The following is a 14,202-nucleotide window of genomic DNA, read 5'->3' as shown; positions in this document are numbered from 1 at the left end:
GTAATATTCGAGCCATCAGGAGGCGATCCATAGGTGCCACCAACAGCAGAGCCAGTAGTGCGCAAAGGCTCAGAACAACGGGTCACCAAGCAGCGTCTGGCGGTGAGCGCGGCCCTCGATACGCTCGATGATTTTGTCAGCACCCAGGAACTTCACCGGCGGCTGCATGAGACTGGCAACGCGGTTTCCCTCGCCACCACGTACCGTATCCTGCAGTCCATGTCCGAGGACGGACTAGTCGATGTGCTACGGAACGGTGAGGGTGAAGCGGTCTACCGCAGGTGCGATGCGCCGCACCATCATCACCATCTGCTCTGCCGGAACTGTGGCCGCGCCGTCGAAATCGAAGCACCAGCGGTGGAGAAATGGGCAGCACGCATCGCCGATGAGCATGGGTACACCGAGGTAGCTCACACAGTTGAAATCTACGGTCTGTGCCCGGCCTGCACTGCCGAACAAACAGCTGGTTAGGCGGATCCGGCCAGCACTGGGCGGCGGGCAGCGGTCGACGTCGTCCTGCGGCCCCGCTGCCAGCTGATTCCCCGACACACCAGATAGATCATGAAGGAAATAGTTGTCACGTACGGGCTGATCGGGATTCGACCACCCAGCGCCAGCAGGATTCCACCGACCACTGACACGCAGGCGAAGACCACGCTGAGTAACACCACGATTCGAGGCGAGGATGTCACCTTCAGAGCTGCCGCGGCGGGCGTGATCAGGAGGGCGAGCACCAGCAGTGCACCCACCACCTGAATGGACAGCGCTACGGATACGCCCAACAGGAACATGAACATGATCGATAACCCACGGACGGGTACGCCGCGGGCTTCGGCCAGGTCGGCGTCGGCGCTGGCAAACGTGAGCGGCCGCCAGATAGCCAGCAGCGCCACCATCACCGCTACGGCGCATCCAGCCAGGAGTGAAAGTTGGACGTCGTCGACCGAGACGATCTGGCCGGTCAGGAGGCCAAATTTGTTGGCTGCCCGGCCCTCGTAAAGGGCGAGGAAGAGAATTCCGAGGCCGAGACCAAACGGCATAATCACGCCGATGATTGAGTTCCGGTCCCTCGCCCTGATCCCCATCACCCCAAGCAGCACTGCGGCGAGCACCGATCCGACCAGGGATCCGTAGATGACGTTGGCGCCGATGAGCAGGGCGAACGCTGCGCCGGCAAACGAGAGTTCGGCGATACCGTGCACGGCGAAGGCCAGATCCCTCATCATGACAAAGGTGCCAATCAGTCCGCCCAGAAGCCCGAGCACTGCACCCGCCCACAGCGAGTTCTGCACCAGGGGGAGCAAGTCGGAGTAGTTGTCGAAGTTGAAGACTGCGGTAAAGATCTCCTGCAGGTCCACTCTCAGTGTCCTTCCGCGTGGTGGTGGGTGGTGTCATCGGGGAGCCCGACCACAATGATCCGTCCCTTGCTGTGGAGCACCTCGACGTTGGAGCTGTAGAGCTCGGACAGCACCTCGCTGGTCATGACTTCATGGGTCGGCCCGACTCTGAACTGTCCTCCCGCCAGATAAAGCACGCGGTCGACATAGTCAATGATCGGGTTAATCTCGTGGGTGACAAACACCACGGCCGACTCATTGTCACGGCATTGTGAGTTGATGAGTCCGCTGACAGCCTGCTGGTGGTGAAGGTCCAGGGACAGCAACGGCTCGTCGCAGAGGAGCACCTGCGGGTTGGTGGCAAGTGCCTGGGCGGCACGCAACCTCTGTTGTTCCCCTCCTGACAGACGGCCCACCGGCGCATCAGCGTAGGCGGACGCCCCCACTTTCTCCAGCAGCGCGTCGACTACCGAGTTGTACTCCCGCCCCTTCCACCGGACGCCCCAGCGATGTCCATCGACGCCAAGCCCTACCAGATCGCGCGCCCGCAGCGGAGTTTCAGGTGGAAACGACTTCTGCTGGGGTATGTACCCGATCTCGCGGCTTCCGCGGCGCACCGCGGCGCCGTTGACTGTGGCTGACCCCGAGTCCAACTGCTGCAGACCCAGCAGCACCTTGAGGAGACTGGTCTTGCCTGACCCATTGGGCCCCAGCACCGCGAAGAACTCACCCTTGCGGATGTCCAGGTCAAGGTTTTGCCAGAGAACGCGCTCGCCGAAGGATAGGGAGGCCGACCGGAGGCGAACCACGGGCTCGGCGCTACGGTGCTCAGTCGTGAGGTGGTCATAGGTCAGAGCCAGTTAGTTCATCTCCAGCGAAGGGTAGTGTGGTGGCGTTGCCGCCAACGATCAGGGGTTGAGAACGCTTTCGATACCGTCCACATTGGAAGTCATCCAGGTCAGGAAGTCTTCCCCATCAGGCACTGTCTCGGTGAAGTTGACGATTTCCACCCCCGCCGCGTCCGCTGCGTCACGGACGGCCTGGGTCTGGGGACTCTCCGTCTGCTCATTATAGGCAAGGAAGGCCAAGGATTCGTCTTCCATGAGGGTCATCATTTCGTTGAGGACGGCCACTGATACGTCCGACCCTTCCTCAATCGCCTCGCTGTAGTCCCCCGGCGTGATGTTCTCGAGCCCTGCTGCTTCGAGGAGGTAGACCGGAACCGGTTCGGTAATTGCAACCGTTTCGCCGTCTGAATCAGCGCTCATCGCGGCGAGCCTGTCGGTAAGCGCTGCGATGCCGTCGTTGAATTCTCCGACATTGGCACTGTATGTTTCAGCGTTCTCCGGATCTATTTCTGAAAGCTTGTCACCGATGGCGCCGGCAACCGCACCCATCGCCTCAAGGTCATACCAGACATGCTCATTAAATGATCCGTGGGCGTGCTCAGCGTGCTCCTCTTCAGACTCACCCTCGTGCTCAGCGTGCTCCTCTTCAGACTCACCCTCGTCGTACCCGGCAATGCTCACGGCCGAGATCATGAAGTCGTGGTCCATTTCCACCTCGTCGGCAAGATTATGGAGGAACGGGTCATACCCGCCACCATTTTCGATCACGAGATCAGCTTCGGACACAGCCAGCTTGTCCTGAACCGTTGCCTCATAGGAGTGCGGATCCTGCGCCAGGCTGTCAACAATAGAGGTGACCGAGACGCCGTCCCCACCGATGGTCTCGGCGATATCGCCGTAGACGTTGGTCGAGGCGACGACCTGAATGCTGTCCCCAGCGGTGTCGACTGAAGCGCTTTCACCCTGAGACTGCCCGCACCCGGTCAGTGCCAGCGCCACGGCTGCTACCCCAATAAGGCCTGTGGATGTGGAAAGGCGTCGCATGTATCCCTCGATCTACGTGTAGTTGCTCGGATCACTAACTCTTGACTCCGAGTCTAACGCAAACGCGAATCATTCGCATAAACAGGTTCAGGTGGGCTACTTGACGCTTCGGTCCAAACCAAGGTCCTCGACGCTGGCACCTGTCCGCCGGTGGCCCTGACTTTGGGTGGCATCCCGGATCTCGCCGATCAGCTGCTCAATGATGTCCTCAAGAAACAGCACCCCATGGGTGGCACCGTCGGGACCCAACACCCGGGCGAGATGCGATCCGGTGCGCTGCATGGTGCTCAGCGCCGTCTCGATTTCGTCATCCATTCGCAGGTTCGCCAAGGTCCGCACCTTGTTCTCGGTGATGGGCTTGGAATACATCTCCTCCGAGATGGACATGATGTCCTTGAGATGCATATAGCCCGTCAGGGCATCGTTCTCATCCATCAACACGAAGCGGGAGAACCCAGTCCTGCCCACTGTCTTCTCAAAGTCAGCGGGTGTGGAGTCGGTACGGACACTTACCAGCTCCTCCAACGGAACCATTACTGTTCCAGCAGTCTGGCCCGAGAACTCAAGGGCACCGGAGATCAGACCCGAGCCATCATCCACGAGGCCATGGCGGGTCGACTCCTGAACAATAGACTGCACTTCCTCAAGGGTGAAGGACGAGGTCACCTCATTCTTGGGCTCCACCCGCATGGCCCGCAGAATGTGGTTCGCCAGCCAGTTCAGTGAACTGATAATCGGGTTCACAACCTTGGCGATCATGACGAGCGGCGGAGCGAGCAGCAATGCCGCCTTGTCGGCGACAGACACTGAGATGTTCTTCGGGACCATCTCGCCGAACGTCACGTGGAGGAACGTCACTATGAGCAGCGCTATCGCGAACGCGATGATGTCGGCGGGTCCGGCACCAATACCCACCGTTTCGAGAGGCACCACCAACAGGTGGTGGATCGCCGGTTCAGCGACCTGCAGAATCAATAGGGAGCACACGGTGATGCCCAGTTGAGCGCACGCAAGCATCAACGAAACGTGCTCCATTGCCCACAGAGTGGTCTTGGCCCGCTTCGAGCCTGCGTCAGCCAGCGGTTCAATCTGGCTACGGCGGGCAGACATCACAGCAAATTCGGCACCAACAAAGAAGGCGTTGCCGATCAACAGGACTACCAGCCATACGATTCCTGCCCAGTCGTTCATCGCTGACCTTCCATCGCCACTGTTGCCAGTTCCACAGCATCCTCTGCCGGTTCCATCGGGATAAAGCTGACCCGGTCGATCCGGCGGCCGTCCATGCGCTCCACTTCGAGGATTCCGCCGGGGACGTCGACCCGGTCTCCGGGTGCCGCGATGCGTCCCAATTGGGCCATGATGTACCCGGCCACGGTTTCATAGCCTGCCTCATCAGGCACCGACAGGCGCGGAATCTGGTCGGTCACCTCATCAGGCCGCATCAGGCCAGGGAAGAACCAGTTCCCGGAGGCACTCTGCAGCACTCCCGGTTTGAGCTTGTCGTGTTCGTCGGCAACCTCGCCGACAATCTCCTCGACCAGGTCTTCGAGGGTCACCACGCCGGCTGTTCCGCCGTACTCGTCGAGCACAACCGCCAGTTGAAGATTTGCCTCCCGAAGCTCCGCGAGGAGCGAATCCAGGTGAACAGTCTCCGGAACACGGAGGACCTCGGTCATGATCGTGCCAGCCGGCAGGCCTGCACGCTTACCGCGGGGCACAGCCACTGCCTTCTTGACATGGACCACTCCCCGAATGTCATCGGGGGAATCAGCGATCAGTGGGAACCGGGAGAAGCCGGTCCGCCGGGCGAGGTCGACGACGTCGGCCACGCTCTGGTCCGACTCGATAGTCTCCATCCGGATCCGCGGCGTCATGACGTCGGCGGCAGTGCGTTCGGCGAAGCTGAAGGTTCGCGCGAGGAAGTTGGCGGTGCCAGCGTCGAGCGTCCCCATTTCAGCCGACCGACGGACCAGGGAGGACAACTCGGACGGTGTCCGTGCGCCAGAGATTTCTTCCTTCGCCTCCAGCCCAAACAGGTTCAGTACCCGGTTCGAGAAGCCGTTCAAGACGACTATCGCAGGCTTGAACACGCCAGTGAAGATCAGCTGCGGGCGGGCCAGCAGCTTGCCAATCTTGAAGGGGAGGGCGATGGCAAGGTTCTTGGGAACCAGCTCGCCAATCAGCATCGACAACAGGGTGGCAAGGGTCATCGCGATGACGAGTGACACAGTGCCAAGGATCGCGTCCGGAATGCCGATGGTGGTCAGCGGACCCTGAATCAGCCTGCCCACCGACGGTTCCATCACATAGCCGGTGAGCAGAGTGGTGAGGGTGATCCCCAGTTGACAGCTCGAGAGCTGGGTGGACAGCGACTTGAGGCACTTCAGCAGAGGGACTGCGCCCTTGTCGCCATTGTCGACTGCCCGCTGGACATAGGCCTGGTCGAGCGCGACAAGGGAGAATTCGACTGCAACGAAGAAACCGGTTCCCAGGACGAGCAGCAGGCCCGCTATCAGGAAATAAATCTCCACGGTGTGCTCACCGCCATCCGGGCGGTACGGTAACTCTCACTGCTGCGGCCACGCAGATAACCGGGTAAGCCCGGTCTAGAAGGCTCCGATAGCGGCTCCGTTGAACAACCGCCTGAATCGCTTGACCGGGTGGGATCAGGTTCCACCGGGCTCAGTAGTGCCGGAAGTAGATGATGGGCATGAGTGCGGGGTCTGCCGGCGCGAGTCGAGCGTGCTGCGGAGATCCGCTGCTGACGCATCGAGGGCCGGCCCCTAGAGGAACTGTCCATAAGAGTTCCAGTTTACATCAGCGACTAACCAACACCAGTACCCTTGCTACCAGCTCTGCGGCAGTGGCCTCCCCTCTTCATAACCGGCGGCCGACTGGATTCCCACCACTGCGTTGTCCCTGAATTCCGCAAGGCTGCGTGCCCCGGCGTAGGTCATCGAACTGCGCAAACCGGCAGTGATCATGTCCAGCAGATCCTCAACCCCGGGGCGGGCAGGATCCAGGTACATCTTCGATGTTGAGATCCCCTCCTCGAAGAGACCCTTTCTGGCGCGAGCGAAGACGTCGTCGCGCTGTGTCCGATGCTGAACGGCGCGCGCTGACGCCATACCGAAGCTTTCCTTGTATTGCCTGCCGCTGCTGTCAGTCTGAAGATCGCCTGGGCTTTCGTACGTTCCGGCGAACCAAGATCCGATCATCACCTGGCTCGCGCCGGCCGCCAGTGCCAGAGCAACGTCCCTCGGATACCTCACCCCGCCGTCAGCCCAGACCTGTGCCCCGAGTTCGCGCGCCGCCTCAGCGCACTCCTGCACGGCAGAAAATTGAGGGCGCCCAACAGCAGTCATCATGCGGGTGGTGCACATGGCACCCGGGCCCACACCTACTTTGATGATGTCGGCGCCGGCCTCCACGAGATCACGGACACCGTCCGCGCTCACCACGTTGCCCGCAACAATCGGCACGGGCCGGGCGATCCCATTGGCCACACCGCGGACCGCCCTCAGGGCATCGATCATCTTCCGCTGGTGCCCGTGAGCGGTGTCGACCACCAGGACATCCACGCCGGCATCGAGTAACTCAGCGGCCTTCGCCTCAACGTCCCCGTTGATCCCCACTGCCGCAGCGACCCGCAGGGACCCGTTCGCGTCAGTAGCCGGCCGATAGATCGTCGACCGGAGCGCACCCTTGCGGGTGAGGATGCCAAGGAGCGCGCCGTCGCGTGAGACAGGAGCGAGACTTGTGCTGGCAGCGTCCAGTTCTTCGAAGGCGCGCTGCAGTCCTGCCGCCGTGTCGCCCGAGAATCGGGAGGCCTCGAAATTGACGAAACTGGTGCGCATGACCGATTCCAGGGAGGCGAACCGGTCGACTCCCTCGCAATCGGAAGCACGGACAATGCCCACGCAGCGGTTCTGTCCGTCAACTACCACCACTGCCCCGTGGGCGCGCTTGTGAATCAGGTGCAGCGCGTCAATGACTGTATTCCCTGGCTGGAGCTTCAGCGGAGTCTCATAGACCGCATCTCGGGTCTTCACCCACTCAGTCACCTCTGCGATCACTTCCGAGGGAATGTCCTGCGGCAGGACCGCAAGCCCACCGCGACGCGCAACGGTTTCCACCATGCGCCGTCCGGTGACGGCTGTCATGTTGGCTACCACCAGCGGGATGGTTGTGCCGGTCGAGTCGTCACTAGAAAGGTCAACGTCGAATCGGGAGATTACCTCGGAGGCGGACGGGACCAAAAAAACGTCCGAGTAGGTGAGATCGGTAGCTGGCGGTGTGATAAAACGCATTGTTGTGCTCCTGGATCGGCTTCCCCAAGAGTCTAGGGGTTTGTCCTGCCGCCTCCGTCATCTGGATGAGTGCGCAGCTGAGTCCTCATCCACGTGCCCACGACCCGTCCCCCGGCATCGCCCGAGATTGGCTGAGGGATTGGCTTGTTGCCCAAGACTGTCATTAGACTGACCGCGGGTCTGTATACAGTTTTCTAGAGCGGCGAATTTGCTTCAGGCCTTCCCCACCGGGCTCACGGCAACTTACGGAAGAGGCGTATTACTAGTGCCAGAACAACCCAACCACCGTCTACCTGAAGAATTCGGCGGAAACGAATGGCTTGTCGACGAGTTATACGAACAGTTCCAACAGGACCGGAATTCGGTGGACAAGAAGTGGTGGACCCTGTTTGATTCCTTCGCCGCCGAAGATACAAAATCAGAGAACGGCCGCCATTCCGCCCCCCGCAGCGCCAGTAACACCGGCGTCACCGGCGGCAGTATCAACAACAGCAGTGGCGACCTCGGCCATAATCCTGCTACCCGCGAGCTGCCCGTAGTCAATGCTGAGACCGCCGCGCCCAAGTCTTCTGGCGAATCGCCCGCCAGTTTCGAGGAATCAGCAAAGCCGCCGGTTCCCAAAGAGACTCATTCACAGGCCGCTATCAAGGCCGAGGACAACGCCGACCGTGCCATCGAAAAGGCAGCCCAGGAAAGAGCCGAAAAGCCCGTGTCGAAGCAGTCAGAGAATGCCAAGGCCGAGAAGCCGTCGGCGACTCCGATTCCCGCCCAGTTGCCGAAGTCCGACCGCACAACCGACATGGACGAGGACACGGTCAAAGTCCTTCGCGGACCGGCCAAGGCTATTGCCACCAACATGGACGCCAGCCTGACGGTTCCCACCGCCACGAGTGTGCGCGCCATTCCCGCCAAGCTCCTCATTGATAACCGGGTGGTCATCAACAACCAGCTGGCAAGAGCCCGCGGCGGAAAGGTGTCTTTCACTCACCTCATCGGCTACGCCATCATCCGCGCGCTCGCCCAGTTCCCCTCCCAGAACGTCTACTATGACGTCGTCGACGGCAAGCCATCAGCAGTTCAGCCAGCCCACGTCAACTTCGGTCTCGCTATCGACATGCCAAAGCCTGATGGCACCCGGTCATTGGTGGTACCCAACATCAAGAAGGCCGAGACGATGAATTTCTCGGACTTCTGGCACGCCTACGAGGAACTGGTCAAGAAGGCGCGCGGCGGCAAGCTCGGCGCCGACGACTACGCCGGAACCACTGTTTCCCTGACCAACCCCGGTGGAATCGGCACCGTCCACTCGGTACCGCGCCTGTCCAAGGGCCAGGCCTGCATCATCGGCGCTGGCGCACTCGAATACCCAGCAGAATTCCAGGGTTCCAGCGAGAAAACCCTTGCGCGGCACGCGATCAGCAAGACCATCACCCTGACCTCCACCTACGATCACCGCGTGATCCAGGGTGCAGGCAGCGGCGAGTTCCTGCGGATTATCCACCAGCTCCTGCTCGGGGAGCAGAACTTCTACGACGAAATCTTCGAAGCTCTGCGGATTCCTTACGAGCCGGTCCGGTGGAGCGCCGATATTCAGGTTGATCCGATGGATGAGATCAACAAGGTTGCTCGTATCCAGCAACTCATCCACGCCTACCGGGTCCGCGGACACCTGATGGCTGATACCAACCCGCTGGAGTATGTGCAGCGCAAACACGCTGACCTCGATGTCCGGACGCACGGTCTCACACTCTGGGACCTGGACCGGGAATGGCCCACGGGCGGGTTCGGCGGCAAGCCGATGCTGAAGTTCCGCACCATCCTCGGTGTGCTCCGTGATGCTTACTGCCGCACCACCGGCATCGAGTACATGCACATCCAGGATCCGGAGGAGCGCCAATGGTTCCAGGACGAGTTGGAGCACCCGTATTCCAAACCGAGCCGCGAAGAACAGATGCGGGTCCTTCGTCAGCTGAACGCTGCTGAAGCTTTCGAGACGTTCCTCCAGACCAAGTTCGTCGGGCAGAAGCGTTTCTCGCTGGAGGGCGGTGAGTCGCTGATTCCGCTGCTGGACTCCGTAATTTCCAACGCGGCCGACGACGGTCTGGACGAGGTGGCCATCGGCATGGCCCACCGCGGACGGCTGAATGTCCTCACCAACATCGCGGGCAAGACCTATGGCCAAGTGTTCCGCGAGTTCGAGGGAACCCAGGACCCACGCTCCGTGCAGGGGTCGGGTGACGTGAAGTACCACCTCGGCACCGAGGGGACGTTCACTTCGGACAACGGCAACGAGACAAAAATCTACCTGGCCGCCAACCCGTCTCACCTCGAGGCGGTGGACTCAGTGCTGGAAGGAATTGTCCGTGCCAAGCAGGACCGCCTGGACCAGGGCGACACCTTCCCGGTACTGCCCATCCAGATCCACGGCGACGCCGCCTTCGCGGGTCAGGGAGTTGTGGCTGAGACCCTCAACCTGTCCCAGTTGAGGGGGTACCGCACCGGCGGCACCATCCACATCATCGTGAACAACCAGGTAGGCTTCACCACCTCCCCCACCGCCTCACGGTCCTCCGTCTACTCGACGGACGTTGCGAAGATGGTTCAGGCGCCGATCTTCCATGTCAATGGGGACGACCCCGAGGCAGTGGTGCGCGTCGGCCAAATGGCCTACCAGTTCCGGCAAAAGTTCAACAAGGACGTTGTGATCGACATGGTGTGCTACCGCCGCCGTGGTCACAATGAGGGCGACGACCCGTCGATGACCCAGCCGATGATGTACAACCTCATCGAGGCGAAACGGTCAGTCCGTAAGCTGTACACGGAGGCCCTGATCGGCCGCGGAGACATCAGCCAGGACGAAGCAGAGCAGGCGCTACGGGACTACCAGGAACGCCTGGAACGGGTATTTGCGGAGACGCATGCGGCCCAGACGTCACCCATCCCGATCGTTACCAAGGATGCAGCAGCCGTCTCCGACATCGAACGCCCGCTGGCCCAGCAGTCCGACTCTGGAGTCGGCGTACCGTCGAGCACCGCTATCACTGCCGAGACCCTCGCCCACATTGGCAAGGTCCACGTAACAGTGCCTGAGAACTTCACCGTGCACCCGAAGCTGAAGGCGTTGCTCGACAAGCGCGAGCAGATGTCTCGTGAGGGGGGCATCGATTGGGGCTTCGGCGAGCTTGCCGCGTTCGGTTCGCTCCTCATGGAAGGTGTTCCAGTCCGCCTGGCAGGGCAGGACTCGCGCCGCGGAACCTTCGTGCAGCGTCATGCGGTATTCCACGACCGGGCGACCGGCAAGGAATGGTTGCCACTCGATGATCTGAGCGAAGCGCAGGCGAAGTTCTGGATCTACGACTCCCTGCTGTCGGAATACGCTGCAATGGGTTTCGAGTACGGCTATTCTGTCGAACGCCCCGACGCACTGGTTCTGTGGGAGGCCCAGTTCGGTGACTTCGTCAATGGCGCCCAGACAATCATCGATGAGTTCATCAGTTCTGCCGAACAAAAGTGGGGCCAGCGCTCATCGCTGGTGCTGATGCTGCCGCACGGTTACGAGGGCCAGGGCCCTGACCACTCTTCAGCCCGCATTGAACGCTTCCTACAGATGTGCGCCGAAGACAATATGGTGGTGGCCAACCCCACTACCGCAGCGTCCCATTTCCACCTGCTGCGCCGCCAGGCCTACACCAGGCCTCGGAAACCGCTCATCATTTTCACCCCGAAGCAGTTGCTGCGCCTGAAAGCTGCCGCAAGTTCAGTTGAGGACTTCACCAACGGCACCTTCCAGGAGGTGATTCCGGACAAGCAGGAGCCCAATGTCAAAGACGTGGACCACGTCATTCTGGTGTCGGGGCGCCTCTATTACGATCTGCTGAACTCGCGCCAAAAGACCGATGACCAGAAGACAGCGATCATCAGGGTGGAACAGTTGGCGCCGCTTCCAGTTGAGGAGATCAAAGCGGCAGTAAACAAGTACCCGAACGCCGACCTCGTGTGGGCCCAGGACGAGCCGGCCAACCAGGGACCCTGGCCATTTATCGGCCTCAACCTGCCGGAACACCTTGATCGCCCCCTGCGCCTGGCGTCCCGTCCAGCCTCGGCGTCCACTGCAACCGGCTCGGCAAAGCGCCACGCCGTGGAGCAGGAGATCCTGGTGAAAAAGGCGTTCGAACGTCAGTAGTTTGACCTCGGTTCGAACCACGGATCACAGGTGAACAATCAATGAGTGGACAAAGGTAAACAGTGGAACAACGCAGAATCCGGCTCGCAGCCGTAGGTGACGAACTGCTCGCGGGCCTTGGAGATCCTCGCGCGCTCGGCTGGTTTGGCCGTGTCCTCGCACGGACGGCTCCCGACGGCGTCTCGCTCCAGGCCTTCACCCTCGCTGCCCCTCACGAGGGCACAGAGGCCCTGGCAAACCGGTGGCAGCAGGAGTCAGGGCGACGTTTCGACGACGGCTTCGAGAACAGGTTGGTGATCGGCCTGTCGGACCGCGATCTTGACCTTGACCTGTCAACCGCGCGCAGCCGTCTGAACCTTGCCAACATTCTGGACGGCGCTGCGCAGATGAGCGTCAAGGTACTTGTCGTCGGGCCTCCCCCGGGCCTCGATGCTGAAAGGAACCGGAGGCTAGCGGATCTCTCGGCGGCCTTCGCCGACGTCACCACCCGGCGCAAGCATGTGTACGTTGACACGTTCACACCGCTGCAGGCACACGAACAGTGGCGCAGTGACCTGGCTGCCAACGGCGGCGGGCCGGGCCAGGCCGGCTACGGGCTGATGGCTTGGCTGGTCCTCCACCGCGGGTGGTTTCAGTGGCTGGAAGTACCCGCACCCCAGTAAATAAGGGGCCCCTGCCGGGGAGCCTAATGCTGGACGTCCGGTTGCCGGGCCGGTGCCTGTAAAGACCTCGGCCCGGCAATGCGGACGTATCTGGTTACCCGCCGAGGCCGCCTGGAAGCTTGCCCACTAAGTCCTGGGGATTGATACCAAACTTACTGAGCATCCCCTGATCCTTGTCTGTGTCGACCTGATCGGGCAGTTCCTTCTCGGCCTGGTCGGCCTTGCTTTTCAAATGATCCAGGATCTGCTGCTTGTCGATCTGCATGATCTTCTCCTTCGTTTCGGTTCTTTTCGATCTTTCCCCAACGATGCGGGCTGGAGGTACGGTTACCTCAGTTTCCGAGTCCTGCCTTGTCAACCTTGCGGTGGAATCGCATGCCCGCCAGGCCACCGAGGATCGCACCAATCAGCGCAACGACGGCGGCGACCACGGCGGCGATGATCGCCGGAGTGGTCAGTTCAGCAGGGTTCACCGGGATCTGCGGGAAGCTTTGGATCTGGGCAAGGATGTTGAACTGGTCCCCGGCGATGACACCGAGGATTGCCACGATGATGGCGATGACTACGGCCCATACCCACACGGCGATGCCCTGTTTCATGCCGTTGAACCGCGCCATTCTGCCAGCAACGTATCCGCCGCAGTAGTAAGCCACCAACAAGATGACCAGCAACACGACGATGCCGACGATCCCAGCGGTTTGTGGATCTTCGGTCGCGCCGGCTGCGACATCGGTGCCGGTGACCGCGCTGACGGCCGCGCCGAGGGCAGTGGCTAAAGCACTCAGTAGCACTGCGGTGCCGGTGGCAGTCAGCCAGCCGAAGAACGCCGAACCGATCTTAATTCCGCCGAACTGCTCCTTCTCGCGTTCGACGACGCTTTCCCGGTCCCACCGCTGATCGGGGTCCGTGCCGTGAGAATCGGATTCGCCATGGCGACGTTCGGAACGCTTCCTCGGAGCTGTGTCTTTTCGGCTGTCCCCACGGTTCGGACTGTCGTCCCGGGGCTGGGCTGAACCTGCGCTCGTGCTCATCTGCTTTTCCTACCGGTTGTCCCGGCGTGAGTTGTCGTCACCCTCGGTGTCGATTTGTTCCTTGCGGACTTCCTCGGTGACAGTTTCCTCGTCCGTGACGGTTTCCTTACCCATCCGCACGCGTTCCACCGGAACCGTTTCCTTCTCCACGACCGGAGTTTCGGCGTGAAGGATCACTTCGTGTTCCTCTTCGCTGATAGCCGGACCGTCAACGGCATCGCCGCGGTTGGCATCAGTGATCGGCTCGCGCTCGATCGTGACCTCTTCACGGCTCACGGGGACGGTCTTGGTCACCATCTCCGTCACAACATGCTTGCGCAGCCGTGCCCGCCCGGTTTCCCGGCTCTCGGTACCGACGTTCACGCGCTCCTCGGAACGCGTCATCGCATCATCAGTGGTGGGACCGGAGGTGTCGTGGCCGACAACACTGGACTCGCCAGCAGGATCAACGCGCTCATCCCCGGACTGGTAACCGGGCTGGTTTTTAACGTCAATATCCCTGGACTGGGACTCAGCGTAGTTTCCGGTGCCTCCAGGCGCGCTGAGTCCGTAATGCTGGTACAGACGGCTCTCCTCTTCAACACTGAGGTCACCATCGGGATCCACCCGCGGCGCGTCCTTGATCTGGTCCTTGGAATACCCGACCCGGACGTCGTCGCCGTCGACGCTTGCCCCTTCGAGCGGTGCGAAGGACTCCGATGTGCCGAACATTCCGGTCTTCACGGTGACCCAGCTCGGGTTCCCGGTCTGATCATCAAGATAAATCTGACCAACCGATCCGACT

General features: G+C 61.2%; 12 protein-coding genes. 3 read left to right on the top strand and 9 right to left on the bottom strand.

The features are described 5' to 3' along the window. The first annotated feature begins 33 nt into the window (after positions 1-33). Positions 34-471, top strand: a complete 438-nt coding sequence (locus Y703_RS0100250; RefSeq protein WP_026551130.1) for a Fur family transcriptional regulator — start codon at positions 34-36, stop codon at positions 469-471. Here Y703_RS0100250 and Y703_RS0100245 read toward each other — a convergent pair. From Y703_RS0100245 to Y703_RS0100220, 6 genes are all read right to left on the bottom strand, one after another. Further along, on the bottom strand, positions 468-1,358 hold the full coding sequence (locus Y703_RS0100245) for a metal ABC transporter permease (RefSeq protein WP_026551129.1): 891 nt from the start codon (positions 1,356-1,358) through the stop codon (positions 468-470). The two genes, Y703_RS0100250 and Y703_RS0100245, sit on opposite strands and share 4 nt — an antisense overlap. Before the next feature lie 2 nt (positions 1,359-1,360). After that, a complete protein-coding gene (locus tag Y703_RS0100240) occupies positions 1,361-2,146 on the bottom strand; it encodes a metal ABC transporter ATP-binding protein (RefSeq protein ID WP_026551128.1) in 786 nt (261 codons plus the stop codon). Between the two features lie 99 nt (positions 2,147-2,245). After that, a complete protein-coding gene (locus Y703_RS0100235) occupies positions 2,246-3,229 on the bottom strand; it encodes a metal ABC transporter solute-binding protein, Zn/Mn family (RefSeq protein ID WP_026551127.1) in 984 nt (327 codons plus the stop codon). Between the two features lie 96 nt (positions 3,230-3,325). Then, positions 3,326-4,420: a hemolysin family protein gene (locus Y703_RS0100230; RefSeq protein ID WP_026551126.1), complete on the bottom strand. Its 1,095-nt coding sequence runs from the start codon at positions 4,418-4,420 to the stop codon at positions 3,326-3,328. Continuing rightward, a complete protein-coding gene (locus Y703_RS0100225) occupies positions 4,417-5,763 on the bottom strand; it encodes a hemolysin family protein (RefSeq protein WP_026551125.1) in 1,347 nt (448 codons plus the stop codon). The genes Y703_RS0100230 and Y703_RS0100225 overlap by 4 nt, the downstream gene beginning before the upstream one ends. Positions 5,764-6,078: 315 nt before the next feature. Then, positions 6,079-7,542 (bottom strand): GMP reductase, encoded by a 1,464-nt coding sequence (locus tag Y703_RS0100220; protein WP_026551124.1) that lies wholly within the window; start codon positions 7,540-7,542, stop codon positions 6,079-6,081. A gap of 265 nt (positions 7,543-7,807) precedes the next feature. On the opposite strand from Y703_RS0100220, the gene Y703_RS0100215 reads away from it, so the two are divergent. Continuing rightward, a complete protein-coding gene (locus Y703_RS0100215; protein ID WP_026551123.1) occupies positions 7,808-11,725 on the top strand; it encodes a multifunctional oxoglutarate decarboxylase/oxoglutarate dehydrogenase thiamine pyrophosphate-binding subunit/dihydrolipoyllysine-residue succinyltransferase subunit in 3,918 nt (1,305 codons plus the stop codon). 62 nt (positions 11,726-11,787) lie between these two features. Continuing rightward, entirely contained in the window at positions 11,788-12,387 is a 600-nt protein-coding gene (locus Y703_RS0100210) for a GDSL-type esterase/lipase family protein (RefSeq protein WP_026551122.1), read from the top strand. A 94-nt stretch (positions 12,388-12,481) separates the two neighbouring features. On the opposite strand, the gene Y703_RS22465 is transcribed toward Y703_RS0100210, so the two are convergent. From Y703_RS22465 to Y703_RS0100195, 3 genes are all read right to left on the bottom strand, one after another. Next, entirely contained in the window at positions 12,482-12,652 is a 171-nt protein-coding gene (locus Y703_RS22465) for a hypothetical protein (protein ID WP_173400593.1), read from the bottom strand. Between the two features lie 67 nt (positions 12,653-12,719). Next, entirely contained in the window at positions 12,720-13,418 is a 699-nt protein-coding gene (locus tag Y703_RS16965) for a hypothetical protein (protein ID WP_051427155.1), read from the bottom strand. Positions 13,419-13,427: 9 nt separating this feature from the next. Further along, the coding region (locus tag Y703_RS0100195; protein ID WP_026551121.1) for a YsnF/AvaK domain-containing protein at positions 13,428-14,202 on the bottom strand (775 nt) is incomplete at its 5' end.

The organism is Arthrobacter sp. H20, from assembly GCF_000520515.1.
Taxonomy (GTDB): domain Bacteria; phylum Actinomycetota; class Actinomycetes; order Actinomycetales; family Micrococcaceae; genus Arthrobacter_D.
Note: the sequence above shows the minus strand (reverse complement) of the source record. Positions and strands in the feature narration are given on the sequence as shown.

What these genes read in the sequence shown, in the direction of transcription:
- Y703_RS0100230 (WP_026551126.1), bottom strand. Translation starts at nt 4,420, where the DNA reads ATGAACGACTGGGCAGGAATCGTATGGCTGGTAGTCCTGTTGATCGGC.
- Y703_RS0100220 (WP_026551124.1), bottom strand. Translation starts at nt 7,542, where the DNA reads ATGCGTTTTATCACACCGCCAGCTACCGATCTCACCTACTCGGACGTT.
- Y703_RS16965 (WP_051427155.1), bottom strand. Translation starts at nt 13,418, where the DNA reads ATGAGCACGAGCGCAGGTTCAGCCCAGCCCCGGGACGACAGTCCGAAC.
- Y703_RS0100235 (WP_026551127.1), bottom strand. Translation starts at nt 3,229, where the DNA reads ATGCGACGCCTTTCCACATCCACAGGCCTTATTGGGGTAGCAGCCGTG.
- Y703_RS22465 (WP_173400593.1), bottom strand. Translation starts at nt 12,652, where the DNA reads ATGCAGATCGACAAGCAGCAGATCCTGGATCATTTGAAAAGCAAGGCC.